At 75.1% G+C, this 22,883-nt stretch carries 21 protein-coding genes and 1 riboswitch; of the genes, 10 read left to right on the plus strand and 11 right to left on the minus strand.

Features of this window, described 5'->3' with window-relative positions:
* Positions 1-136: 136 nt before the first annotated feature.
* Positions 137-817, minus strand: a complete 681-nt coding sequence (locus ACGF15_RS00005) for a FadR/GntR family transcriptional regulator (protein WP_362612431.1) — start codon at positions 815-817, stop codon at positions 137-139.
* A 130-nt stretch (positions 818-947) separates the two neighbouring features.
* On the opposite strand from ACGF15_RS00005, the gene ACGF15_RS00010 reads away from it, so the two are divergent.
* The 4 genes from ACGF15_RS00010 to ACGF15_RS00025 all read left to right on the plus strand — a co-directional run bounded on the left by ACGF15_RS00010 (position 948) and on the right by ACGF15_RS00025 (position 3,362).
* A complete protein-coding gene (locus ACGF15_RS00010; protein WP_362612433.1) occupies positions 948-2,249 on the plus strand; it encodes an MFS transporter in 1,302 nt (433 codons plus the stop codon).
* Positions 2,250-2,253: 4 nt separating this feature from the next.
* A complete protein-coding gene (locus tag ACGF15_RS00015; RefSeq protein ID WP_345615669.1) occupies positions 2,254-2,370 on the plus strand; it encodes an SGM_5486 family transporter-associated protein in 117 nt (38 codons plus the stop codon).
* Between the two features lie 160 nt (positions 2,371-2,530).
* Entirely contained in the window at positions 2,531-2,740 is a 210-nt protein-coding gene (locus ACGF15_RS00020; RefSeq protein ID WP_345615667.1) for a hypothetical protein, read from the plus strand.
* 70 nt (positions 2,741-2,810) lie between these two features.
* Complete coding sequence (locus ACGF15_RS00025; RefSeq protein WP_345615666.1) at positions 2,811-3,362, plus strand: histidine phosphatase family protein; 552 nt, start codon at positions 2,811-2,813, stop codon at positions 3,360-3,362.
* A gap of 93 nt (positions 3,363-3,455) precedes the next feature.
* Here the strand turns inward: ACGF15_RS00025 and serB are convergent, their stop codons facing one another.
* The gene (gene serB, locus ACGF15_RS00030) at positions 3,456-4,682 is read right to left on the minus strand and encodes a phosphoserine phosphatase SerB (protein ID WP_345615665.1); all 1,227 of its coding nucleotides are present in this window, start codon (positions 4,680-4,682) and stop codon (positions 3,456-3,458) included.
* Positions 4,683-5,044: 362 nt separating this feature from the next.
* On the opposite strand from serB, the gene ACGF15_RS00035 reads away from it, so the two are divergent.
* The gene (locus ACGF15_RS00035) at positions 5,045-7,564 is read left to right on the plus strand and encodes an FHA domain-containing protein (protein WP_345615664.1); all 2,520 of its coding nucleotides are present in this window, start codon (positions 5,045-5,047) and stop codon (positions 7,562-7,564) included.
* Positions 7,565-7,694: 130 nt separating this feature from the next.
* On the opposite strand, the gene ACGF15_RS00040 is transcribed toward ACGF15_RS00035, so the two are convergent.
* Positions 7,695-8,477 (minus strand): transglycosylase SLT domain-containing protein, encoded by a 783-nt coding sequence (locus tag ACGF15_RS00040; RefSeq protein ID WP_392796393.1) that lies wholly within the window; start codon positions 8,475-8,477, stop codon positions 7,695-7,697.
* A gap of 4 nt (positions 8,478-8,481) precedes the next feature.
* Positions 8,482-8,647, minus strand: a riboswitch (cyclic di-AMP (ydaO/yuaA leader).
* Positions 8,648-8,999: 352 nt separating this feature from the next.
* Positions 9,000-9,701, minus strand: coding sequence for a helix-turn-helix domain-containing protein (locus ACGF15_RS00045; protein ID WP_392796394.1), 702 nt, complete (start codon positions 9,699-9,701; stop codon positions 9,000-9,002).
* A gap of 202 nt (positions 9,702-9,903) precedes the next feature.
* On the opposite strand from ACGF15_RS00045, the gene ACGF15_RS00050 reads away from it, so the two are divergent.
* Positions 9,904-10,515 carry a CBS domain-containing protein gene (locus ACGF15_RS00050; RefSeq protein WP_362606273.1) on the plus strand — a complete coding sequence of 204 codons (612 nt, stop codon included), beginning with the start codon at positions 9,904-9,906 and terminating at the stop codon, positions 10,513-10,515.
* A gap of 68 nt (positions 10,516-10,583) precedes the next feature.
* Here ACGF15_RS00050 and ACGF15_RS00055 read toward each other — a convergent pair whose 3' ends face one another.
* Positions 10,584-12,980: a glycoside hydrolase family 65 protein gene (locus ACGF15_RS00055; RefSeq protein WP_392796395.1), complete on the minus strand. Its 2,397-nt coding sequence runs from the start codon at positions 12,978-12,980 to the stop codon at positions 10,584-10,586.
* Positions 12,981-13,342: 362 nt separating this feature from the next.
* Here ACGF15_RS00055 and ACGF15_RS00060 point away from each other — a divergent pair, with 362 nt between their 5' ends.
* A complete protein-coding gene (locus ACGF15_RS00060; RefSeq protein WP_362606279.1) occupies positions 13,343-14,218 on the plus strand; it encodes a universal stress protein in 876 nt (291 codons plus the stop codon).
* 74 nt (positions 14,219-14,292) lie between these two features.
* On the opposite strand, the gene ACGF15_RS00065 is transcribed toward ACGF15_RS00060, so the two are convergent.
* From ACGF15_RS00065 to ACGF15_RS00080, 4 genes are all read right to left on the minus strand, one after another.
* Positions 14,293-14,589 carry a DUF1876 domain-containing protein gene (locus ACGF15_RS00065; protein WP_256526447.1) on the minus strand — a complete coding sequence of 99 codons (297 nt, stop codon included), beginning with the start codon at positions 14,587-14,589 and terminating at the stop codon, positions 14,293-14,295.
* 141 nt (positions 14,590-14,730) lie between these two features.
* Positions 14,731-15,987 (minus strand): MFS transporter, encoded by a 1,257-nt coding sequence (locus tag ACGF15_RS00070; RefSeq protein WP_392796396.1) that lies wholly within the window; start codon positions 15,985-15,987, stop codon positions 14,731-14,733.
* Positions 15,988-16,512: 525 nt separating this feature from the next.
* A complete protein-coding gene (locus ACGF15_RS00075) occupies positions 16,513-16,743 on the minus strand; it encodes a DUF6296 family protein (RefSeq protein ID WP_256526449.1) in 231 nt (76 codons plus the stop codon).
* 104 nt (positions 16,744-16,847) lie between these two features.
* Entirely contained in the window at positions 16,848-17,405 is a 558-nt protein-coding gene (locus ACGF15_RS00080) for a TerB family tellurite resistance protein (RefSeq protein WP_345608153.1), read from the minus strand.
* Between the two features lie 302 nt (positions 17,406-17,707).
* Between ACGF15_RS00080 and pgm the strand changes: the two genes are divergently transcribed.
* Positions 17,708-19,351 (plus strand): phosphoglucomutase (alpha-D-glucose-1,6-bisphosphate-dependent), encoded by a 1,644-nt coding sequence (pgm, locus tag ACGF15_RS00085; protein WP_392796397.1) that lies wholly within the window; start codon positions 17,708-17,710, stop codon positions 19,349-19,351.
* A 34-nt stretch (positions 19,352-19,385) separates the two neighbouring features.
* Here the strand turns inward: pgm and ACGF15_RS00090 are convergent, their stop codons facing one another.
* On the minus strand, positions 19,386-19,739 hold the full coding sequence (locus ACGF15_RS00090; RefSeq protein ID WP_345608157.1) for a cupin domain-containing protein: 354 nt from the start codon (positions 19,737-19,739) through the stop codon (positions 19,386-19,388).
* A gap of 183 nt (positions 19,740-19,922) precedes the next feature.
* Here ACGF15_RS00090 and ACGF15_RS00095 point away from each other — a divergent pair, with 183 nt between their 5' ends.
* Together ACGF15_RS00095 and ACGF15_RS00100 are read left to right on the plus strand one after the other, a co-directional pair.
* Positions 19,923-20,585 carry a TetR/AcrR family transcriptional regulator gene (locus ACGF15_RS00095; RefSeq protein ID WP_345608159.1) on the plus strand — a complete coding sequence of 221 codons (663 nt, stop codon included), beginning with the start codon at positions 19,923-19,925 and terminating at the stop codon, positions 20,583-20,585.
* Positions 20,582-22,252 carry an acyl-CoA dehydrogenase family protein gene (locus ACGF15_RS00100; RefSeq protein WP_362613954.1) on the plus strand — a complete coding sequence of 557 codons (1,671 nt, stop codon included), beginning with the start codon at positions 20,582-20,584 and terminating at the stop codon, positions 22,250-22,252. The genes ACGF15_RS00095 and ACGF15_RS00100 overlap by 4 nt, the downstream gene beginning before the upstream one ends.
* 156 nt (positions 22,253-22,408) lie before the next feature.
* On the opposite strand, the gene ACGF15_RS00105 is transcribed toward ACGF15_RS00100, so the two are convergent.
* Positions 22,409-22,840, minus strand: coding sequence for a DUF5958 family protein (locus tag ACGF15_RS00105; RefSeq protein ID WP_345608163.1), 432 nt, complete (start codon positions 22,838-22,840; stop codon positions 22,409-22,411).
* Positions 22,841-22,883 lie beyond the last annotated feature (43 nt).

The raw sequence follows: 22,883 nt of genomic DNA on the forward strand, positions 1-22,883 counted from the left end.
GGGGGTTGGTTTTTGTTGCCCGGGGGCGGTGGGTTCACCCCGGCGCCGGGGGGGGGGGGGGCCGCCCCCCCCCCCCCCCCCCCGGGGGGGCCCGGGGGGGGGGGGGGGCGGGCCCCCGGGGGCCCGACCGCGCCGGTCACACGCCCTCCGGGCGGCGCAGGCACAGGAACGGGTAGCCCGCCGCCTCCGCCGCGGCCCGCTCCCCGTCACCCGCCCTGATCGCCTCCACCAGGCGCGCGTGGTCCATGTGGTGCTCCGGGCGCAGCTCCCGCCCGACGTCGTCGCGCAGCCAGTCCCGCAGCAGGTCGGCCAGGTCCGCGTAGAGGCCGGTCAGCACCTCGTTGTGGGAGGCGGCGACCACGGCCAGGTGGAAGGTGGCGTCGGCGGCGACGAAGCGCTCGGCATCGCCCGACTCCCACGCCTCCTCCCGCCGTCCCAGCAGCGCCTGGAGCTGTACGAGGTCCTTCGCGGTGCGCCGCTCGGCGGCCAGACGGGCGCCGGACGACTCCAGCGTGGAGCGCAGCTCCGCGATGTGGCGCGGATCGGCGTCGGCGAAGCGGCGGTGCATCACCCCCGCGAGCTCGCTGGTGGCCACCACATAGGTGCCCGAGCCCTGGCGGATGTCCAGCAGGCCGTTGTGCGCCAGGGCGCGGACCGCCTCGCGCACCGTGTTGCGGGCGACACCGAGCTGCTCCACGAGTTCCGGTTCGGTCGGGATGCGGCAGCCCACGGGCCACTCCCCGGAGGTGATCTGGTTCCGCAGCTGGGCGATCACCTGGTCGGAGAGCGCGGAACGCCGGGGTGAGGACAGCGCCATGGTGCTCCTTGTCGTAGGCCGGTCCGCTCGGGTCCGGTCGTGGGCCGGTCGGTACCCATCGTTCCAGCCCCCGGCCCCCTCCGGCACCCGACTGGACACATATTCATCCCATGATTCTATGATGGGCCCCATGCCTGACGAGATCCGGACCCTGCGACCCGCCGAAACGGCACCGACACGCCCCTCGCCCCGTGGCACCGCCCCGGAGGCCCCCGGCACCCGGCGGGCGGTGTGGACCCTCCGGCTCGTCGCCGTCGGCATCGTGCTCGCGGCCCTCAACCTCCGGCCCGCGATCACCAGCCTCGGCCCCCTCCTCGAAGAGGCCCGCGTCGGCCTGCACATGAGCGGCACCGCCGCCGGGCTCCTCACCTCCGTGCCCGCGCTCTGCTTCGCCGTCCTCGGCATCGCCGCACCCCGCCTCTCCCGCCGCTTCGGGCCCGCCGCCGTCGTCTGCGCGGGCATGGCCGCCGTCGCGGCCGGGCTGGCCGCCCGCTCCCTCGCCGGCGGCGAGGCCGGCTTCCTCGCCGCGAGCGCCCTCGCCCTCATGGGCATCGCCGTCAGCAACGTGCTGATGCCGGTGATCGTCAAGCGGTACTTCCCGGACCGGGTCGGCTCGATGACCGGCCTCTACTCGATGGCCCTCGCCCTCGGGACCTCCGCCGCGGCCGCGGCCACCGTCCCCATGACCTCGGCGCTGGGCGGCGGTTGGCGCACCGGGCTCGCCGTCTGGGCCCTTCCCGCGGCGCTGGCCGTCCTGCCCTGGCTCGTCCTCGTCCTCGTGCGCAACCGCTCGGCGTCCGCCGTCGGCGGGGCCGCCGCGGCCGCGGAGGGCGCCCCGGCCCCCCGGATCACCCGCAGCCCCACCGCCTGGGCCCTGGGGGGCTTCTTCGGCCTCCAGGCCACCGGTGCCTACATCACCATGGGCTGGATGCCGCAGATCTTCCGCGACGCGGGGGTCCCCGCCTCGACCGCGGGCGTCCTGCTCGCCGTCACCATGGCGATGGGCGTCCCCCTGGCCTTCGTCATCCCCCGGGTGGCGGGCCGGCTGCGCCACCAGGGCCCGATCGTCGTGCTCCTCGGACTGTGCGGACTGGCCGGCTACCTCGGGCTGCTCCTCGCCCCCGCCGCCGGGGCCTGGGCCTGGGCCCTGCTGCTGGGCGTCTCCAACTGCGCCTTCCCCCTCGCCCTGACCATGATCGGCATGCGCTCCCGCACCGGCGCGGGCGTGGTGCGGCTCTCGGCCTTCGCCCAGTCCGCCGGGTACCTGATCTCCGTCCCCGGCCCCCTGCTCGTCGGCATGCTGTACCAGCACAGCGGCGGCTGGACCCTGCCCCTGTCGCTCATGGCCGCCCTGCTGGTGCCCCAGATGGCCATGGGCGTGCTGGCGGGACGGGACCGCACGATCGAGGACGAGCGGGGGATGCGAGACTGACCCCATGCCTGTGCTCGATCCGAACCCCCAGAACGGCCAGCGGAAGCTCCTCGGGATCTTCGGCCTGATCCTCCTCATCGGCGTGGTCATCTCGATCCTCGCGACGATCGCCGCGCCCTGACCGCCGGACGGCCCCGCCGCCCCCGCACCCGGGGTGGGGCCAGCACCACCACCCCCTAGGGGGCAGGGCTCAGGGAGAACTGGGTGGATCACCGGATGGGGCCGCCCGGCGCTCCTCCGTAGGGTCGGAAGCATCCCAGCCCAGACCCACGGAGGCGGCGATGCCGGTCCCCACGCACACCCGTCCCCGCCCGCCGGCCGCGGCCGGGACGCGGCTGCCCTGGTGGGCGCTGGTTCTCCCGGCGCTGGCCTTCGCCGCGCTCCTCGCCCTGATCACGGCCACCGGAGCGGTGCAGGCCGGGGACGGTGCGCAGGGCGCCGGAGCGGTCGGCGCGCTCCTCGCGCAGGTACGCGAGACCCTCGCCCCCTGATGCCTCCCCTTCGCGGGAGAGCCGTCAACACCCTGCGCCCGGTGGCGTGTTTCATGCGAAGCTGGGAGGTATGAGCGCCGCTGTGTCTTCCGGGGGGACACCCCCCGGATCCCCCGAGTCCCGACGGATCGTCCTCCTCCGCCACGCCAAGGCCGACTGGCCCCAGGTGTCCGACCACGAGCGCCCGCTGGCCGACCGCGGCCGCATGGACGCGCCGGTGGCGGGCCGCCGCCTCGCCCAGGCCGGGATCGCCTTCGACCTCGCCCTGTGCTCCACCGCGACCCGGACGCGTGAGACGTGGAAGCTGGTCGTGCACGAGCTGCCCCACCGCCCGAGGACCGTCTACGAGGAGCGGCTCTACGAGGCATCCCTCGGGGAGCTGATCGCCCTGCTCAACGAGGTCCCCGACGAGGTGGGCGACCTGCTGGTGATCGGCCACAACCCCGGGATGCACGCGCTGGCCGACGCGCTGGCCGGGAGCGTGGAGGGCGACACCCTGTCCCGGATGAACCGGGACGGGTTCCCCACCTCCGCCTACGCGGTGGTGGGCTTCACGGGATCCTGGAAGACCCTGGAGCACGGCTCCGGACGCCTGCTCGACTACTGCACGCCGCACGACTGACGCCGTACGGCCGCGGCGGACGGCCGGCACCGTACGCCGCGGCCCCGGCAGAGGCGTCCCTCACGCCGGGGCCCGGGGCGGACCGCCCTCGGCTCAGTGCTCCGCGGCCCCGCCGTCCGCGGCCTCCACCTCTTCCCGGGTGATCCCCAGCAGGTACAGCACCGTGTCCAGGAAGGGCACGTTGACCGCGGTGTGCGCGGCCTCGCGCACCACCGGCTTCGCGTTGAAGGCGACTCCCAGCCCCGCGGCGTTCAACATGTCCAGGTCGTTGGCGCCGTCGCCGACCGCCACCGTCTGCTCCAGCGGAACCCCCGCCTCCTCGGCGAACCTGCGCAGCAGCCGGGCCTTGCCCGCACGGTCGACGATCTCGCCCGTCACCCGGCCGGTGAGCCTGCCGTCCACGATCTCCAGGGTGTTGGCCGAGGCGAAGTCCAGCCCCAGCCGCTCCTTGAGGTCGTCGGTGACCTGCGTGAACCCACCGGAGACCACGCCCACCTGGTAGCCGAGCCGCTTCAGGGTGCGGATCAGGGTCCGCGCCCCGGGCGTCAGCCGGACCTCGGCGCGCACCTTGTCGACCACCGAGGCGTCCAGGCCCTCCAGCAGCGCCACCCGGGCGTGCAGCGACTGCTCGAAGTCCAGCTCACCGCGCATCGCCGCGGCGGTCACCGCGGCCACCTCGTCCTCGCAGCCCGCATGGGCGGCGAACAGCTCGATGACCTCGTCCTGGATCAGCGTCGAGTCCACGTCCATCACGACCAGGCGCTGGGCGCGCCGGTGCAGCCCGGCGGAGACCACGGCCACGTCCACGCCGATGCGCTGGGCCAGCGGGGCCAGCTCCGTGCGCAGCGGCTCCGTCTCCACCCCGGAGACGGCGAACTCGACCGCGGTCACGGGGTACTTCGCCAGGCGGAAGATGCGGTCGATGTTGGCGCCCATGCCGCTGATCCTGGCCGCTATGGCGGCCGTCGACTCGGCCGTCAGCGGGTGGCCCAGCACGGTGACGTGCGAACGCCCGCTGCCGCGCGGCCGGTTGTCGCCCGTACCGGAGATGATCTCGGCCTGGAGCCCCAGGGAGTCCGCCCAGCTGTGCACGGTGGCCCGCAGGTCGCCCTCGCCGGACCCGCCCGCCGACGGCGAGGTGACCAGCGCGCACAGCACGAGCCGACCGCGGGAGACGACCTGCTCGATGTCGACCACGTCGACGGCGTAGGCGGCGAGGGTGTCGAAGAGCCCGGCGGTGATGCCGGGGCGGTCCTTCCCGAAGATCTTCACGAGAAGGGTGGGGACGTCGGTACCCGGAGGGGTCTGCGCTGCAGTCATGGTGCTCCCACCGTATCCGGCGCGGGCCCGGGACAGCCCCTCCGTCCCGTCTGGCGGACAGCCGCGCGCCGCAGGCCCCCGCCCCGCGCGGACCGCCCCGGTCCGCGCCGTGCGCCCCCCGCGCCGTGCGTTCCCCGGCCTGCGCCGCACCGCCCCCGCCGTGTCGAGGAGCGGCCCGCGCCGCACCGCCGCGCCTCCCGTCGCCGTGCGGTGACGAAGGTCCCAACTGGGTACCGAAGGCGGTCTTCCCGCGGCCTGGCTTTCGGATTCCGGACCGGGCCTGAAATAGTTCCCCACGATGTTCGCCATCCCTAGACTCCCGGCGACGGGGGGCGCTCGGGGGACAACTAGTGGGGCATGGAGTGCCGGAACTCGTACTGGAATTGAACGGAAGGACCTGGACCCTCGATCCGTCCAGGACGTACACGCTCGGCCGCGACCCGCAGGGTGACCTGGTGGTCGACGACGCCCGGGTCTCGTGGCGGCACGCCACGCTCAGCTGGAACGGCCGAAGTTGGGCCGTCGAGGACCACGGCAGCACCAACGGCACCTACCTGGGCGGCCGGCGGATCCACCAGACGGAACTCGGGCCCGGCGCCGCCGTCCACCTCGGCAACGCGACGGACGGCCCGCTGCTGGCCTTCTCCGCCCCGGCGCCGGGCGGATACGGCGCCCAGCCCGCCGCCGCGCCCCACGCCGCCGCACAGGCCGGTGCGCCCGGGGCCTGGTCCGGGCCCGCCGCCGCACCCGCGCCCGCCGGCGAGGGGGCGCAGGCTCCCCCGCACGCGGCGGGGACGCCGGGGGCACCGCAGGTCCCGCACCAGCAGGGCGCCGGGCGGCAGGACCCCGCCCCGGCCTACGGCGACCGCAGCCCGACCACCTTCCACCAGCTGGCACTCGGCCGCGTCATGCGCATCGGACGTGCCCTGGAGAACGAGCTGGTCGTCTCCGACCTCCAGGTCTCGCGCCACCACGCCGAGTTCGTCGCGACCCCCGACGGCCGCTTCGAGATCCGCGACCTGGGCTCCCACAACGGCACGTACGTCAACGGCCAGCCCATCGCCAAGTCCTCCACGGTCCTGATCGGCCCGAGCGACATCGTCGGCGTCGGCCACTCCGCCTTCCGGCTGGTCGGCGACCGGCTGGAGGAGTTCGTCGACACCGGCGAGGTCTCCTTCTCCGCCCGCCACCTCACGGTCACCGTCGACGGGGGCAAGCAGATCCTGCGCGACGTGTCCTTCGGCGTGCCGGAGAAGTCGCTCATCGGCGTGATCGGCCCCTCCGGTTCCGGGAAGTCCACCCTGCTCAAGGCGCTGACCGGCTACCGGCCCGCCGACCAGGGCGACGTCCTCTACGACAACCGCAGCCTCTACAAGCAGTTCGCCGAGCTGCGCCAGCGCATCGGTCTGGTCCCGCAGGACGACATCCTGCACAAGGAGCTCACCGTCCGTAAGGCCCTGAAGTACGCGGCCAAGCTCCGCTTCCCGGCCGACACCACGGAGGCCGAGCGCGAGGCGCGCATCGGCGAGGTGCTGCGCGAACTGAAGCTGGACATCCACAAGGACAAGAAGGTCACCGCGCTCTCCGGCGGGCAGCGCAAGCGCGTCTCGGTGGCCCTGGAGCTGCTGACCAAGCCCTCGCTGATCTTCCTGGACGAGCCGACCTCCGGCCTCGACCCGGGCATGGACCGCGATGTGATGCAGCTGCTGCGGGGTCTCGCCGACGACGGCCGCACCGTGCTGGTGGTGACCCACTCCGTGGCCGAACTCGCGCTCTGCGACAAGCTGCTGGTGATGGCGCCCGGCGGTGCGGTGGCGTACTTCGGCCCGCCCGAGGAGGCGCTGAACTTCTTCGGCTACACCACGTGGGCGGACGTGTTCTCGGCCTTCGAGAACTACCGGGACTACGACTGGGCCGGCCGCTGGAAGGGCTCCCAGCACTACCAGATGTACGCCGCCGACATCGACGCCGTCGCCCCGCAGGCGGTGCAGATGCCGCCGCAGCAGCTGAAGCCGCCGAAGCCGCAGAGCTGGGGCTCCCAGCTGTTCACCCTGATCCGGCGGTATGTCTCGGTGATCGCCTCGGACAAGGGCTTCATGGCCCTGATGCTGGTGCTCCCGGCCGTCCTCGGCGCCGTGAGCCTGGTGATCAACCCGGACAACGGCCTGCTGGTCAACGTCAACGAGCAGACCGGGCGGATCATCCCCAACGGCACGGCCACCACGGTGCTGCTGATCCTGGTGGTGGGCGCCTGCTTCGCGGGCGCCGCCAACTCGGTCCGCGAGCTGATCAAGGAACGGGTGATCTACGAGCGGGAGCGGGCCACCGGCCTGTCCCGCTCGGCGTACCTGATGTCCAAGGTGATCGTCCTCGGGATGATCACCGCTGTCCAGGGTGCGCTGGTCGGCGCGATCGGCTTCGCCACCCGCGAGCTGCCCGAGGAGGGGCTGGTCCTCGGGGGCGCGGTGCTGCTGGAGCTGTCCCTGCCGATCATGGCCCTCGGCTTCACCTCGATGATGTTCGGCCTGATCATCTCGGCACTGGTGAAGACGGCCGAGAAGACCATGCCGCTGCTGGTGATGTTCGCCATCGTCCAGGTCGTCTTCACCGGCTGCCTGTTCGTCCTGCACGGGACGGTCGGCGTCAACGAGTTCTCGTACCTGATGCCCTCGCGCTGGGCGGTGGCGGCCGCGGGCACCACCCTGGACTTCAACCGGATCAACCCCAACACCGACGACCCGGCCAGTACGGACCCGCTGTGGGACCACGAGGCCGGGGCCTGGATGCTCGACATGGGCGTGCTGCTGGCCCTCGGGGCCTTCTGCGCCTTCCTGGTGGCCCGCTTCCTGCGGCGCCACGAGCCGGAGGTCATGCGCAGGTGACGCGACCGCGGGCCGGGACCGGTCCGCGGACGGCGCCGGAGGGCGCACCCCGTTCGGGGTGCGCCCTCCGGGCGTCTGCGGTGTCCGCGCCGGGCCGCTGCGGGGGCCGGGCGGTCGGGGCGGGTGCGGCTCAGTAGGCGCTGTCGACGTTGTCGATCGAGCCGTAGCGGTCGGCCGCGTAGTTGCAGGCGGCGACGATGTTGGCGACCGGGTCGTACTGGTCGTGCTTGGTGCCCGCGACGTGGTAGGCGTCGAAGGTCGGCTTGATGACCTGGAGCAGGCCCTTGGAGGGGACGCCGTTGTGGGCGTTGATGTCCCAGTTGTTGATCGCGAGGGGGTTGCCGGAGGACTCGCGCATGATGTTGCGGTGGATGCCCTCGTAGCTGCCGGGGATCCCGTGCTTCTTCATGATGGACAGCGCCTCGCGGATCCAGCCGTCCAGGTTGTCCGGGTAGGTGACGGCGGCGGTCTGCGCGGCCGGGGCGGACTTGCCCGCGGTGCCGGTGGCGGCGGGGGCGCGCTCGGCGGAGCGGTCGGCACGGTCGGCCTCGGCGCGCCCGCCGCCGATGGTCAGCTCCAGACCGGGGTGGATCAGCGAGGGGTTGTCGCCGACGGCCTCGCGGTTGTCCTGGTAGAGCTTCTGCCAGCCGCCGTCCACCGAGTGCTCCACCGCGATGGCGGACAGCGAGTCGCCGGCGACCACGGAGTACGTCACGGGGGCGCTCTGCTGCGCGACGGCGGGAGCGGCCACGGCGGCGGCCGGGGCGGCGGGAGCGTGGGCGGGCTGTGCGGCGCTGGCGGTCGTCGCCCCGAGGAGCGGGAGGGCGAGGGCTGCGCCGCCCGTTCCGACGGCGACGAGGCCGAGGGCGATGCGGCGGGAGCGGGGACGGCGGTGCTTACCCTGTGCAGGCATGGTGAGTTCCTCTCCGTCGCCTGCGAGGTGAGCTGTCGGGTTCGGGCTGGAGATGCCCGGCCGTGCGAGCGCACGGCTTCACCCCGAGCCGTCCCGGCGTCCTTGGCGGACGCCGGTCCGGCGACTTACCTGGTTCCCCCGCTCCTGCCGAGTTCGGGTGATCTGGTCGGAATACCGGACAGCGGCAGGATTCGGCGTCCCGTCCGGAATGCCGTGACCGTAGGCGAGGCACCGGCGGCACAACAAGCCCGCAATTCACACACGCAATGCGCGGGGCGCCGAAAGCACCGGGAGAGGGCGCCCGAGATCGACTTCCGTTCCGTCAGTTCCCTTTGCAGGAAACGGAGAAGGGCAGGGGAGATCCACTGCGCGGGGCAGGCCGGGTGACCGATGTCACCAGCGATGGAGCAAAGGCCGCCAATGAATTCATTGGCGGCCAAATCGGACATTCAGTCGCGCCGGTGAGGCGGCGGTGGCACGGCTCCCCTCGCGGCATATATGGATGCATGTCCGAAATGAGGCTTACGACTGCCCGGGGGCGCCGCGCACCAGGATCCGCCGCCCGGTGATCCGCGTCGGGGCGACCGCGATCCACAGCTCCCGCCCGCCCCCGGCCCAGGGCGCGGAGTAGGCCTCGCGATCCAGCCTCCGCCCCTCCTCCTCGTCGGTGACCCGGCGCGCCGCGCCGACGACCAGCACGCTCCAGCCCTGGCTGAAGGCCTCGTCGATGTGGTCCACCTCGAAGGCGGCCTCACGCCCCGCCGAACGGCCCAGCAGCGACTCGTGACCGGTACGGAAGGCGACCTCGCCCTCGGTGACCAGGTAGTTCACCGGGAGGATCGCCGGCCCCTCCGTCGTGGCGACCGCGACCCGGCCCACACCGTGCGCGCCGAGCAGGTCCCAGCACTCCTCGGCATCCAGCTCCACCAGCTCCGGGTGGTACCCCGCACGGCCCGCACCGGCCGGGAGGTCCGCGTCACCACCGGTCAGCGCCGTGACGGTGGTCTCCAGGGCGTCCGCCAGCCGCAGCAGGAAGCCCATCCCGGGCGCGGCCGGGCTCTCCTCCAGGTACTGCAGGTACCCGGGCGCGGAGCCCGCCCGCAGGGCGACCTCCTCCCGCGAGAGCCCGAGCTCCCGGCGGCGGGCGGCCGCCCGGCGGCCGATGTCGCTGCCTGCGCGGTCCCGGCCCGCGCCGCCTGAGTCCGCTTGCGGTTGTCCGGGCATGGTCGCCACCTTCTCCTGTCGGCGGTCCGGTCACGGCACGTGCCCCGCCCCGCGCCCACGGTAGCCAGCGCCCGCCCGGCCCGCACGGCGGGCCCGGCATTCACCACCCTCCCGGCCGACCGGGGACAGACTCGGAAATACTGTCCCCAAGAGGACCCGGACGGACTGGAGGCGCCGCGATGACCCCCTGGACTGGTGCACGATGAGACACCGCTCGGTAGCCGACCTGATGACCCCGCAGGCGGTGGTCGCCCAGCGCGGCACGGCCTTCAAGGAGATCGCCCGGCTGCTCGACGAGTACGGCATCACCGCCGTGCCCGTCGTCGACGACGAGGGGCGGCCCGTGGGGGTCGTCTCCGAGGCCGACCTGCTGCGCCGCCATACCGGGGGCACCAGCGCCGACACCGCCGAAGGCCTGATGAGCAGCCCCGCCGTGGTCGCCCGTCCCGGCTGGAGCGCCGTGCAGGCGGCCCGCGTCATGGAGGACCACCGCATCAAGCGGCTCCCCGTGGTCGCGGAGGACGGACGGCTCGCCGGCGTCGTGAGCCGCAGCGACCTGCTCCGGCTCTTCCTGCGGCGCGACCGCGCCATCCAGGAGGAGATCGTCGAGGACGTGCTCGCCGGCACGCTCGGTGTCTCCCCCGCCGCGGTGGGCGTGGAGGTGGCCGACGGCCGGGTGACGCTCAGCGGCACCCTGGAGCGCCGCTCGCTGGCGCGGATCGTGGTGCGGCTGTGCGAGAGCATCGACGGCGTGGTCGACGTCGTCGACCGGCTGGACTACGCGAGCGACGACGTGCCCGCCCCGGAGGCCTGAGACGCCGCCTCCCGCGCCGCCCCGGCCCGCGCGGGAGGGGCGGGCGCGCTCCTGGGCGGCGGGCGGCGTCAGGCGGACGGGATCGGCAGGGTGCGCACGGTTCCCGGGTCGACGGTCACCACGGCGCCGCCCAGGCGCACCTCCACGGGCGGGCCCTGCGAGGAGGCGGGCACACCGACGCTCAGTTCACCCGGCCGCACCCGCACCCGCACCCCGAAGTGGCCGCGGTAGCGGAACGAGAACCCGTACTGGGCGAGCTGCGGCAGCGGGACCGGGTCGAACCACAGGGCGCCCGCGCGGGTCTCCATGCCGCTCAGACCCCGCTGCACGAGGTCGAGCGTGCCGGCCATGGCGCCGAGGTGCACGCCCTCCTCGGTGGTGCCGCCCTGGAGGTCGGCGATGTCGCCCTCCAGGGCCTCGCGGCAGTACGCCCACGCCTCGCCGCGGCGCACCCGGGCCAGGATCCAGCCGTGCACCAGTCCGCTGAGGGTGGAGCCGTGGGTGGTGCGGTGGAGGTAGTAGTCCACGGTGCGGTGCCAGACGTCCTCGTCCATGGCGTAGCCCAGGCGGCGCAGCAGACCCCCGAGCTCGTCGGGGGAGAACAGGTATCCGAGCATCAGCACGTCGGCCTGCTTGGAGGCCTTGTAGCGGTTGACCGTGTCGTGCTCGGCCTCCAGCACGCGGTCGAGGCGGCGGATGTCCCCGTGGCGGGCACGCAGACCCTCCCAGTCGAGTTCGGCCAGGTCGCCGTAGCCGTGGAACTGGCTCGGCACCCCGTCGTGGAAGGGCACGTACAGCCTGCGGGACACCTCCTCCCAGTGCGCCAGCTCGGTGCCGGTGAGCCCGGTGCGCCCGAAGAGCTCGCTGCGGCGCGGAGCGGGCAGGCCACCGGCCAGTTCGAGGACGCGGGCGAGCACCCAGGCGGCGGTGACGTTGGTGTAGGTGTTGTCGTCGATCCCCGGGCGGTCGGCGCCGGGGTAGGCGTCGTGGTACTCGTCGGGGCCCACGACCCCGCGGATCCGGTAGCGGCCGAGCCCGGGGTCGTAGGCCGCGGAGTCGGCCCAGAAGCGCGCGATCCCGACCAGCATCTCGGCACCCCTGGTGTACAGGAACTCCGTGTCGCCGCTCGCCTCGCAGTACTGCCAGACGTTGTACGCGATCGCCGATCCGACGTGGTGCTGGAGGTGCGAGTGGTCGGGCAGCCAGCGCCCCGAGCGCGGGTTGAGGTGCACCTCCTGGGTCTCCTCCCGCCCGTCGCTCCCGCTCTGCCAGGGGTAGAGGGCGCCGCGGTGGCCGCAGTCGCGGGCCAGCAGCCGGGCGCGCTCCAGGCGGCGGTGGCGGTAGGTCAGCAGGGCCCGGGAGACCTCGGGGAAGCGGAGGTTGAGGTAGGGCAGCACGAACAGCTCGTCCCAGAACACATGGCCGCGGTAGGCCTCCCCGTGCAGGCCCCGGGCGGGCACGCCCACGTCCAGGTCGGCCGTGTGCGGGGAGAGGGTCTGCAGGACGTGGAAGAGGTGGAGCCGCAGGATCCGGCCCGCCTCCCCCGGCACGTCGAGGTCGGCCCGGCTCCACAGCCGCCGCCAGGCACCGCGGTGGGACTCCAGCAGCTCCTCGAAGCCCGGCGCGCGCCGGGCGCGGTCGGACGCCGCGTGCAGGGGGTCGCCGATGGCCCTGTCGTGCGAGGTGTGCAGGGCGGCGACCTTGTCGACCGTGAGGGGCCGTCCGTGGGTGAGCGGCAGGTGCAGCAGCTGCACGGCGCGCTTCGGTTCGTGCGCGGTCCTGCCGTGCTCCGCCGGGGCGTCGGTGGTGGTGCGGGCCGCCAGGCCGATCCGGACGTCGGAGGCGCTCGTGCGGCAGCGCAGCCAGACGACCCCGGGGGAGGCGTCACCGGTGCCGACGTGGACGAGGTGCCGGCCGTCGAGCCCCCGGTAGCGCTCCACACCGCTGTTGGTGACCCGGCCGTCCAGCGCGGACTCGACCTCGATCTCCCCGTCCCAGCCTTCCGCGGTGAACTCGGTCCGCAGCGCGGCGAGATGGGGGTCCCCCATGTGGACGAGGCGGGTCTGCCGGACCGTCAGGGGGCGCCCGTCGGCGGCCGTGTACCGGCAGGTGCGGGTCAGGGTGCCGGTGCGCAGGTCGAGCCGCTGGCGGTGGTCGCGCAGGGCGGGGGTGTCGGGGGCGAGCCAGGGCTCGGGGCCGTCCGGGCCGCGGGGGCGGAAGCGCAGGGGCAGCCAGTTGGGCAGGTTGACCATGTCCTCGTTCTCCACCCGGCGCCCCGCGACCGTGGAGGTCAGGCGGTTGTAGCAGCCCGCGGCGTAGGTGCCCGGGTAGTGGAGGTCGTCGGCGGTGCACTCGGGGGCGGCACCGCGGGTGGCGAAGTAGCCGTTCCCCAGGGTGCACAGCGCCTCCCGCAGGCGTTCGGCACCGGGGTCGTAGCCCTCGTACTCCCAGCTCCAGCCGCTCATCGCCGCTCCCGCCCGCAGGTGAGTGCGGAGCCGCGCCGCGGGGCGCGTGCGGCCGGGCGCGCGGCGGCGCGCCCCGGGGTGCCCCGCAGGGCGCACCCCGGGGCGCGGGCGCGCGGGGCCGCCGGTACGGCGGTCCGGCGGCCGGGCTCGCTCCCCTCGGGCATGGCGGCGGCTCCTGTCCGGTCCGCCCCGCGGGGGGTCGGCGCTTGCTTCGGGCCCGGCGGGGCGGTCACCGGTCGGGCGGGCCCTCGGCACCAGGATGGCCGTGCGCCCGCGGGGCCGCCTGCCGGGGCCCGTGGCGGGCCGGAGCACCGCGCGCGACCCTGGAGGCCGGGGCAGTGCACAGGCCCGAGGAGGTTCCCGTGTCCCGTTCGGTGACCGCCGGTGTCGACGGCACGCCCGAGAGCCTGGCCGCGGCCCACTGGGCCGCGGAGGAGGCGCGGCGGCGCGGGCTTCCGCTGCTGCTGGTGCACGTCGAGGAGTGGCCGCTGCCGCTGGCGGTCGCGGTCCCGACGGTGAACCGCGACGACCACCGCCGGTGGGCGGACGGCCTCCTGGCCGACGCGGCCGCGGAGGTCCGCGGCGCCCACGCCGGGGTGGCCCTGGCCACCCGCAGGCTCTCGGGGCGGGCCCCGGCGGCACTGGCCGTGGCGGCGGCACGGGCCGAGCTGCTGGTCCTGGGGTCGCGGGGGCTCGGCACGGTGGCGGGCACCCTGCTCGGCTCCGTCGGGCAGGCCGTGATCGGGGCGAGTGAGCGGCCCGTCGTCGTGGTGCGCACCGGCGGGGGCGACCGGGGCCGGGACGTGGTGGTCGGGGTGGAGCTGCACCACGGCGGCACCACGCCGCACGTCGACGAGGCGGTGCTCGACTTCGCCTTCGAGGCGGCGCGGCTGCGGGGAGGGCTGCTCAGGGCGGTGCACGTCGCCCGGCTGCCGGTCCTCCACGGACGCTCGCCGGAGCACCGGGCGGCCGCCGAGCGGCACGGGCTGTCCTCCCTGGCGCTGGCGCTCGGACCCTGGAGGTTGCGCCATCCCGAGGTCACCGTCGAGCAGCGGGTGGCCGTCGGCTCGCCCGCCCGGATCCTGGTGGCCGAGGCGGAAGGGGCGGCGCTGGCCGTGGTCGGCCGGCGGGTACGCCATGCACCGGTGGTGCCGCACATCGGGCCGGTGGCGCATGCGGCCATCCATCACTGCACGGTCCCCGTGGCGGTGGTCGCCCACGGCCCCGCGGGCGGGTGAGCCGCCCCGGCCCGCCCGGCCGGCGGCCGGGACGGCCCGGCCCCGGGCGGGTGCGGGGGCCCGCCCGGCCGGGCTCAGGGCGCGCTGTAGGGCCATCCGTAGCCGGGCTCCGGCGGGCCCGAGGGGCCGGCGCCCACGGCCTGGAGGTCGCGGTCGGCGGCCCGCATCAGCTGGCGCACCACGCTGTGCATCGCACGGGCGGCCGCGAGTTCCTCGCCGATCTTCGGCACGTCCACGTCCTGCGGGCTGAGGTGGGCCGTGCCGTAGCCGGTGATGGTTCCCGTGTCCGTGCGCAGACGGGCCCGTGCCTTGGTGGTGCCCTCGTCCTCGACGAGGGCCACGTCGACGTTCCACTGCAGTGTCCTGGTCATCGCCGCTCTCCCGGCCGCTCGGGGCTTGTGCTTACAGGATCCGCCCGGCCCGGGCCCGCTGCGAGGCGGCCGGGGCGGGGCGGCCTGCGGGGCGGCCTGCGGGGCGGCCTGCGGGGCCCGTGCGGAGGGAGGGGCCGCGGGTCACGGAGCGGCACGCTCCTCCCGGCGGTCAGGGGTGCCGAGATCGTGGTGCAGGCGGCGGGCGCGGGAGACGAAGGGCCGGGAGGCCAGGGTGACGGTGAGCGAGAGGGCGGCCAGGGCGGTCATGACCGTTCCGGGGTCCGCGTACTGGGCGGCGGCCCCGGCGAGCGCCGCACCGAGCCCCTGGCAGGTCATCCGGCCGGCCGAGTCCACGCCCTGGACCTGGCCCCGGATCGCCGGGGGTGTCAGGGCGAGGAGCCGCTCCTGGAGCGGCAGGGTGGCGGCGAAGCCCGCACCGGCGACGAACACCGCGGCGATCGCCGCCCCGGGGGGCGGGTCGGCGGCGAAGAGCAGGAAGGGGGCGGCCAGCAGCAGGCGCAGCGGGAAGGCCGCGCGGCTCCGCTGCCCGGCGGTCAGCAGCCGCCCGACGATCAGGTCGCCGAGGAGCATGCCGGCCGATACGGCCGCCAGCAGGGCCCCCGCCAGGTCCGGTGCGTAGGAGAGGAACAGGGCCTCGCAGCCGACGATCAGGCCGCCCGGGACCCAGAGGTTCAGCAGGAGCGCTCGCGGGCCGGAACGGGAGAACAGGGCACGGTTGGCCGTCCGGGTCCGGCGCAGTCCCGGGCGGCTGGTGGGGCGGACCGAGCGCTCCCGGACGGTGGCCGCGGTGACCGCCAGGGCGGTCGCGGTGAGGACGGCGGCCAGGGTGAACACGCCCGGCGGGTGCAGGAGGCGCAGCAGCGCGGCCCCCGCGGCGTACCCGAGGACGGCCGTGGCGCCCGCGGTGATGTTCATCAGCGAGCGCGCCGTCGCGTAGGAGGCGGTCGGTACCGCCTCGGCGAGGAGCCCCATGCGCGCGCCCGTCCCCAGGGACTGGAAGAACCCCAGCACCAGGAGCAGCGCGAAGCGCACGGCGAGGGGGAGCGCGGGAAGCGCCTGCGCGGCCGTGACCGCGAGCGAGACGCACTGGAGGGCGGTGAGGGTCCGCCGGGGCCGGTGCCCGTCCGCGACCGACATCAGCGTCAGGGCTCCGAGCACGGTGGCGAAGGTGGCGCCGTACATGCTGAGGGCGGTCAGCAGGGGCGAGCCGGTCTGGTGGTCGACGAGGGTGGCGAGGGCGAAGCCCGCGAGGGTGCTCGCGGCGACCGCGAGGGTGAAGCCGGTGTAGAGGCCGGCGAACTCGCGGTTGCGCAGCAGAGCGCGGTATCCCGTCCGGGGTGGCTGGGCAGGGAGGGGTGAAGGGGCGTCAGAGGGCATGAAAAAAGCCTCCGGACACCGCTTGTGCGGGCCGAAGGCGACGGAGCCCAGTATAGCGCAGCGGACCGCGCGCCCCGGCGGCGGCCGGGCTTGGCCGGGGGTGCCGCCCTTCCCGGGCGTCGCTGGGGGCATGGCGGCGGGGTGCCGCGGGCGGAGCCCGGGCCCGGCAGCCGGGCGGAGCACCCCCGGGGCGCGCCGCTCCGGGGCACTGGTGAGCGCCGCGCCGCGCCCTTGGCGGGGCGCAGCCGGCCGACCGGGTCCACGCCCTGGCCTGGCCCCGGATCGCCGGGGGCAGGCCGGGGCCCCGGCGGCCGCCGGGCGGCCGATCGCGGAACGAGGAGTGCGTCCACCGTGCGGGTCAGCGACCAGGACCGGGCCCGGCCCGCTCCGGGACGCGGCCCGGAGCGCGGGCGGGCGGGGGCACCCGGCAGCGGCCGGGTCGCACGACGGCGCGGCGGCCCGGGGCACCCGGCAGCGACCGGCCGCCCGGCAGCGCTTGCGGCCGGATCGCGGCAGAGGCCGCGCTCAGCCCGTCAGGACGCGGGCCACCACCGGGAGCGGGTGCACCTGGTGGGCGCCGCTGGCCAGCATGCGGACCTCTCCCCGCTCGCTGATCTCGGCGCGGACGATCCCGGTGGCGTCCTGGTAGACCGGGCAGCCTCCGGCGCCCGTGCGGTCGGTGCGGTGCACGACGACCACGTCGTCGGCGACAGCGGGCGCCTGGAAGACGAGTTCGTAGTGTTCGGGAAACTCCATGGCAGCCATCACCCCTTCCATCGTCGCCCCCGGGGCGCCGCGGCGCCCGTCCTGCGCACCGGGGACCACGGAGCGGCGCGGCCCGGCGCCGGAGGGTGTCCGCCTCAGAGGCCGAACTCCGTCGGGGACAGGCCCAGCGCGGCGCACGCCTCGCGCAGCACCTGCTCCTCCGCCGGGGCGACATAGCCGTCGGCCCCGGCGACCACCAGGCCCGTCTGGACCACCGCGCGCGCCTCCACCGGCTTCTTCGCCGCCTTGGCGATCTCCTGGAGCGCCTGCGCCTTGCCGTGTGCGAAGTTCGCCGCGAGCTGGTCCACGTGCCGGTTGAAGCGCTCGCGCAACTGGCCCGCGGGGAAGTTCTGCAGGACGTCGTTGGAGACGATCAGCGATTCGACGTGCTGCCGCTCGGCAGGGTCCACATGCCCGTCGGCGGCGGCCACCAGGGCGCACACGGCCATGCTCGCGTCCCGGAAGGCGCCGCTCTTCAGCTCCGCCTTGAGCGAGGTGAGCTGCGACTTCAGCGCCCCGACGAGCTGGGCCCTGGAGCCGCCGCCGGAGCCGCCGCCAGGCCCCCCGGGCCGCGCCGGACCGCCGCCCCGCGCGCCCTGCGCCTGCTGCTGGAGCCCCTTGGCCTGCTCCTTGAGCTTGTCCCACATCGCCACGTGTGCCACCTCGACTTCGCCTGTGCCCGTCGTGTGCCGCGCGTGCTCGCCCGGCGCCCTGCCAACGTGCCGCACCTCCCGGCGAGTTCCCCGCGCACGGGACATCCCTCGAACGGGTGAGCGCATCGGGCGGCCGCCCCGGCGGCGGAGTGTGACGAGGCCCGCACGGTCGGTGCGCCCGAAGCAGGAGCGGGGGCGGCCCCGCGGGGGAAGGATCAGGACCGGCACGGCGCGGTCCCCGCCGCTTGCGACACCCCGGCGGGTTCCGCGCTCATCGGCGGTACGACACCAAGGAGTGGACGATGGCGGACGAGCGCGCGGGGCTCCCGGCCCGGCCCGACGAACTCGTGGACGTGGCCCGGCTGGTCACCGCCTACTACGCCCTGCACCCCGAGCCGGGCGAACCGGACCAGCAGGTGGCCTTCGGCACCTCGGGGCACCGCGGCTCCTCCCTGCGCCGCTCCTTCAACGAGGACCACATCGCGGCCACCAGCCAGGCGATCTGCGAGTACCGGGCGCGCCGGGGCACCGACGGCCCCCTGTTCCTGGGCGCGGACACCCACGCCCTGAGCGAGCCCGCCCGGGTGACCGCGACGGAGGTGTTCGCGGCCAACGGCGTGCCGCTGATGCTCGACGCGGCCGACGGCTACACGCCCACCCCGGCCGTCTCGCACGCGATCCTGGCCCACAACCGGGGCCGCCGCACCGGCCTCGCCGACGGCGTGGTGGTGACGCCGTCCCACAACCCGCCCTCGGACGGCGGCTTCAAGTACAACCCGCCGAGCGGCGGGCCCGCGGGCTCGGAGGCGACCGGCTGGATCCAGCACCGCGCCAACGAGATCATCACCGGGGGCCTGAAGGAGGTGCGGCGCCTGGGCTACGCACGGGCACTGGCCGCCGACTCCACCGCCCGCCACGACTTCCTGGGCGCCTATGTGGGCGACCTCCCCTCGGTGCTCGACCTGGACGCGGTGCGGGCGGCGGGCCTGCGGATCGGGGCGGACCCAATGGGCGGGGCGTCGGTGGCGTACTGGGGGCGGATCGCCGAGGAGCACCGGCTGGACCTGACGGTCGTCAATCCGCTGACCGATCCGACCTGGCGCTTCATGACCCTGGACTGGGACGGGCGGATCAGGATGGACTGCTCCTCCCCGTACGCGATGGCCTCGCTGATCGAGGAGCGCGACCGCTTCGCCCTGACCACGGGCAACGACGCCGACGCGGACCGCCACGGCATCGTGACCCCGGACGGCGGCCTGATGAACCCCAACCACTACCTCGCGGTCGCGATCGGCCACCTCTTCCGCCGGCGCGGCGGCTGGCCCCCGGACGCGGGTGTGGGCAAGACGCTGGTGTCCTCGTCGATGATCGACCGGGTGGCCGCCGACGCCGGGCGGCGGCTGGTCGAGGTGCCGGTCGGCTTCAAGTGGTTCGTCGACGGGCTGTCCCGCGGCGACATCGCCTTCGGCGGGGAGGAGTCGGCGGGCGCCTCCTTCCTGCGCCGCGACGGCTCGGTGTGGACCACCGACAAGGACGGCATCCTGCTCGCGCTCCTCGCCTCCGAGATCCTGGCCGTCACGGGCCTGTCGCCGAGCGAGCACTACGCGGGGCTGACGGCCCGCTTCGGCGAGCCGGCCTACGCGCGCGTGGACGCCCCCGCCACCCCGCAGGAGAAGGCCGTGCTCGCCCGGCTGTCGCCGCATCAGGTCCCGGCCGGCACGCTGGCCGGGCAGCCGGTCACGGCGGTGCTCACCGAGGCGCCCGGGAACGGGGCCCCGCTGGGCGGGGTCAAGGTGACCACGGCCGACGCCTGGTTCGCGGCCCGCCCCTCCGGTACGGAGGACGTGTACAAGGTGTACGCCGAGTCCTTCCTCGGCCTGGAGCACCTGGCCAGGGTGCAGGAGGAGGCGAGGGGGGTGGTCTCCGCGGCCCTCGGCGGGCGGTAGGGGCGGGGGCGGGGCGGCACCGGCCGCCCGCGTCTCAGGGCAGGCTGATGTGGTACGCCTTGCGCAGCGTCTCGTGGACGGTCCAGGTGGTGCGGTCGCCCTCGCGCAGCACGCACGCGTCCCCCGGGCCGACCTCCAGCACCGGGCCGCCCGCCACCTCGATGGTGGCGCGGCCGCTGACCACCACGAACAGCTCGTCCGCCTCGGTGTCGGTGACCACTCCCGGGGTGATCTGCCAGATGCCCCGGATCTGGCGGCCGTCCGGTGACTCCCACAGCACGCGCCCGGAGACCTCCGGCGTGCCGGAGACGATCTGCGCGGGGTCGAGCGGGTCCGGCGCGAGGTCGGCGTCGGGGATGTGCACGGCGAAGGCGGTGGCGTCGGTCATGGACCGAAGGCTAGGTCCGCGGGCGGGGCGCCGCATCGGTCCGAGTGTCGCGCCGCACGGCTCCCGGGGCGACGGTTCGTCGCCCCGGGAGCGCCGGTGCGGTGCCTCACCGGGCGGAAGCGGTGCGGGGCGCTGCGGCACGGGCCCTGGCCTGAAGGTCTGAACGATGGTTCACTTCTTCGTATGGCCTATCGCAAGACCCCCTCGGTCCAGGGCCGGCTGGACGCCGCCCGGGAGCAGCTGGTGGACAGCGCCACCGCCGTGGTCGCCGAGGCCGGCTGGTCGGGCGCCTCGGTGACGGTCGTGGCGGCCGCGGCCGGGATGTCCGTCGGCTCCGTGTACCAGCACTTCCCCTCGAAGTCCGCACTGGCCGTCGAGGTCTTCCGCAGGGCGTCCGGCCGGGAGGTCCGCGTCCTGTCCGAGGTGCTGGCCCACGGCACGGGCGACCCGCTGGAGCGCCTGGCGCACGGGGTGGGCGTCTTCGCCCGCCGGGCCCTGGAGAACCGGGGACTCGCCCATGCCCTGCTCGCCGCGCCCGCGGACGCGGCCGTCGGCCGGGAGCGCCTGGAGTACCGGCGGCGCTACCGGGCCGCGTTCGCCCGGGTGATCCGCGAGGGCGTCGCCGAGGGGCTGCTGCCCTCCCAGGACGCCGATGTCACCGCGGCCGCGCTCACCGGTGCGATCGGCGAGGTCCTGGTCGACCCGCTGGCCGGTCCCGGCGAGGACGCCTCCGGGGCCCTGGTGGCCGAACTGGTCGCCATGTCCCTGCGCTGTGCGGGCGCGCCGCCCGCAGCACCGGCCGGCCGCCCGGCCGGCCCCTCCGACGACGACGAAGGAATCCGATGACCGCCATCGCCGCGACCCCGCGCAGCGCCCCCGCCGGGCGGACCCACGAGGTGACCAACCAGCCGCCGCCCCGGGTGGGCCACGACGCCGCCGACGACCCGGTCCTGCTGGAGGGGCTGGCCCGCGAGGGGGCCGCCTGGTACACCGAGGACCTCCACCGCATCGGCCGCCTCACCGGGTCCGAGCAGGTGCAGCGCTGGGCGCGGGAGGCCAATGCCCACGGGCCGGTGCTGCGCACCCACGACCGCTACGGCAACCGGGTGGACGAGGTCGACTTCCACCCGGCCTACCACTCCCTGATGGAGGTGGCCGTCGGTGAGGGGCTGGGCGGCGCGCCCTGGGCCGACCCGCGTCCCGGCGCCCATGTGGCGCGCGCGGCGGGTTTCATGGTGTGGAGTTCGGCCGAGGCGGGGCACGGCTGCCCGGTGTCCATGACCTATGCCGCGGTCCCGGCGCTCCGCTCCGCCCCGGAGCTCGCCGCCGTCTACGAGCCGCTGCTGACGAGCCGTTCCTACGATCCCGGGCTGCGTGCGCCGACGGGCAAACGGGGGCTGCTGGCGGGGATGGGCATGACGGAGAAGCAGGGCGGCACGGACGTCCGCTCGAACACCACGGCGGCCGTCCCGGAGGGCGACGGCACCTGGCGGCTGCGCGGGCACAAGTGGTTCACCAGCGCTCCCATGAACGACCTCTTCCTGGTGCTCGCCCAGGCCCCCGGCGGGCTGTCGTGCTTCCTGGTGCCGAGGGTGCTGCCGGACGGCACCCGCAACACCTTCCGCATCCAGCGGCTCAAGGACAAGCTGGGCAACCGCTCGAACGCCAGCAGCGAACCCGAGTTCGACGACACCGTGGGCTGGCTGGTCGGCGAGGAGGGCCGCGGGGTGCGGACCATCATCGAGATGGTCACCATGACGCGCCTCGACTGCGTCCTCGGCTCGGCCTCCGGCACCCGGGCGGCGCTGGCGGAGGCGGCCCACCATGTGCGCCACCGGCGGGTGTCCGGCGCCCTCCTGGCCGACCAGCCGCTGATGCGCAATGTGATCGCCGACCTGGGCGTCGAGTCCGAGGCGGCGACCGCGCTGGCCCTGCGGCTGGCCGGGGCGGCGGACCGGGCGCAGCGCGGGGATGCCGGTGAGCGCGCCTTCCTCCGCCTGGCGACGGCCGTGGCCAAGTACTGGGTGTGCAAGCGGCAGCCGGCCGCGGTCGCCGAGGCGCTGGAGTGCCTCGGCGGCAACGGCTACGACGAGGCCTCCGGCATGCCGCGGCTGTACCGGGACGCGCCGCTGAACGGGATCTGGGAGGGCTCGGGGAACGTCAACGCGCTGGACGTGCTGCGGGCGCTGACGCGGGAGCCCGGCTGTCTGGACGCCTTCCGCGCGGAGGTCGACGCCGCGGCCGGCGCGGACACGCGGCTGGACACCGCGTGGCGGTCGCTGCTGGGCGAGTTGGGGACGCCGTCCGACCCCGGGGAGGCGGCCCTCGGGGCGCGGCGGCTGGTGGAGCGGATGGCGCTGGTCCTCCAGGGCTCGCTGCTGGTCCGGCACGCGCCCGCGGCCGTGGCGGACGCGTTCTGCGCGACGCGGCTCGGCGGCGAGGGCGGGGCGGCCTTCGGGACCCTGCCGCGGGGGGCCGACCTGGCGGGGATCTGGGAGCGCGTGCCGCGCTGACCGCGCACCGCCCGGCCTGCCCCTCCGCCCGGCGGGCCGGGCGGCACGGCGCGCCGACGGCACCCCGGCCGCGCCGTCCGCAGGGCGGCCCGAGCACCGGGCCGTCGCGCGGTCGGGCCGCCGGGGATCAGGGGGCCGGAGCCGGAGCGGCTGATGCTACGGCCGTCCGGTCGCCGGCGGCAGGTTGTGCCAGGCGTGTCCGCAGGTGCCTCTGCAGTACCTCTCACGGCGGCGGGTGTCGGCAACGGCGAACACGGAGACGAGGACGCGGAACGCCTTGGGATGTTCGGCGGAGGGGAGGTTCGAGAACCCGTAGCGGGGCGGGTCCATGCAGATCATCACCGCGGGGTTGGCCGTGGGTTTCACACCGGACCGCGCCACCCCCTCACGCCCGTCCGCAGCCGTGATGTGCGCCTGCATCGCATAGCCGGCGACGTCGTCCAGCACCTCCTTCCGGCGCGTCGGGGCGAGGCCGGAGAACCACTCCGCACCGGCGTCCAGTCCCCGGAGCCCCTGGGCGATCTCGTTGACGACCCGCTCGGTCTCGCGCCGGAGGTCGCGGCCGTCGTCACTGCTCGGTTCGGTCATCGCCTGATCGTTCCACGATGCCGCTTCCGTGCGAAAGCCGGTA

It is taken from the genome of Streptomyces sp. NPDC048001, from assembly GCF_043203115.1.
GTDB classification, from domain to species: domain Bacteria; phylum Actinomycetota; class Actinomycetes; order Streptomycetales; family Streptomycetaceae; genus Streptomyces; species Streptomyces sanyensis.

Coding starts and splice junctions, on each gene's coding strand:
- ACGF15_RS00005 (WP_362612431.1), bottom strand. CDS start 817: ATGGCGCTGTCCTCACCCCGGCGTTCCGCGCTCTCCGACCAGGTGATC.
- ACGF15_RS00010 (WP_362612433.1), top strand. CDS start 948: ATGCCTGACGAGATCCGGACCCTGCGACCCGCCGAAACGGCACCGACA.
- ACGF15_RS00015 (WP_345615669.1), top strand. CDS start 2,254: ATGCCTGTGCTCGATCCGAACCCCCAGAACGGCCAGCGGAAGCTCCTC.
- ACGF15_RS00020 (WP_345615667.1), top strand. CDS start 2,531: ATGCCGGTCCCCACGCACACCCGTCCCCGCCCGCCGGCCGCGGCCGGG.
- ACGF15_RS00025 (WP_345615666.1), top strand. CDS start 2,811: ATGAGCGCCGCTGTGTCTTCCGGGGGGACACCCCCCGGATCCCCCGAG.
- serB (WP_345615665.1), bottom strand. CDS start 4,682: ATGACTGCAGCGCAGACCCCTCCGGGTACCGACGTCCCCACCCTTCTC.
- ACGF15_RS00040 (WP_392796393.1), bottom strand. CDS start 8,477: ATGCCTGCACAGGGTAAGCACCGCCGTCCCCGCTCCCGCCGCATCGCC.
- ACGF15_RS00045 (WP_392796394.1), bottom strand. CDS start 9,701: ATGCCCGGACAACCGCAAGCGGACTCAGGCGGCGCGGGCCGGGACCGC.
- ACGF15_RS00050 (WP_362606273.1), top strand. CDS start 9,904: ATGAGACACCGCTCGGTAGCCGACCTGATGACCCCGCAGGCGGTGGTC.
- ACGF15_RS00055 (WP_392796395.1), bottom strand. CDS start 12,980: ATGAGCGGCTGGAGCTGGGAGTACGAGGGCTACGACCCCGGTGCCGAA.
- ACGF15_RS00065 (WP_256526447.1), bottom strand. CDS start 14,589: ATGACCAGGACACTGCAGTGGAACGTCGACGTGGCCCTCGTCGAGGAC.
- ACGF15_RS00070 (WP_392796396.1), bottom strand. CDS start 15,987: ATGCCCTCTGACGCCCCTTCACCCCTCCCTGCCCAGCCACCCCGGACG.
- ACGF15_RS00075 (WP_256526449.1), bottom strand. CDS start 16,743: ATGGAGTTTCCCGAACACTACGAACTCGTCTTCCAGGCGCCCGCTGTC.
- pgm (WP_392796397.1), top strand. CDS start 17,708: ATGGCGGACGAGCGCGCGGGGCTCCCGGCCCGGCCCGACGAACTCGTG.
- ACGF15_RS00090 (WP_345608157.1), bottom strand. CDS start 19,739: ATGACCGACGCCACCGCCTTCGCCGTGCACATCCCCGACGCCGACCTC.
- ACGF15_RS00095 (WP_345608159.1), top strand. CDS start 19,923: ATGGCCTATCGCAAGACCCCCTCGGTCCAGGGCCGGCTGGACGCCGCC.
- ACGF15_RS00100 (WP_362613954.1), top strand. CDS start 20,582: ATGACCGCCATCGCCGCGACCCCGCGCAGCGCCCCCGCCGGGCGGACC.
- ACGF15_RS00105 (WP_345608163.1), bottom strand. CDS start 22,840: ATGACCGAACCGAGCAGTGACGACGGCCGCGACCTCCGGCGCGAGACC.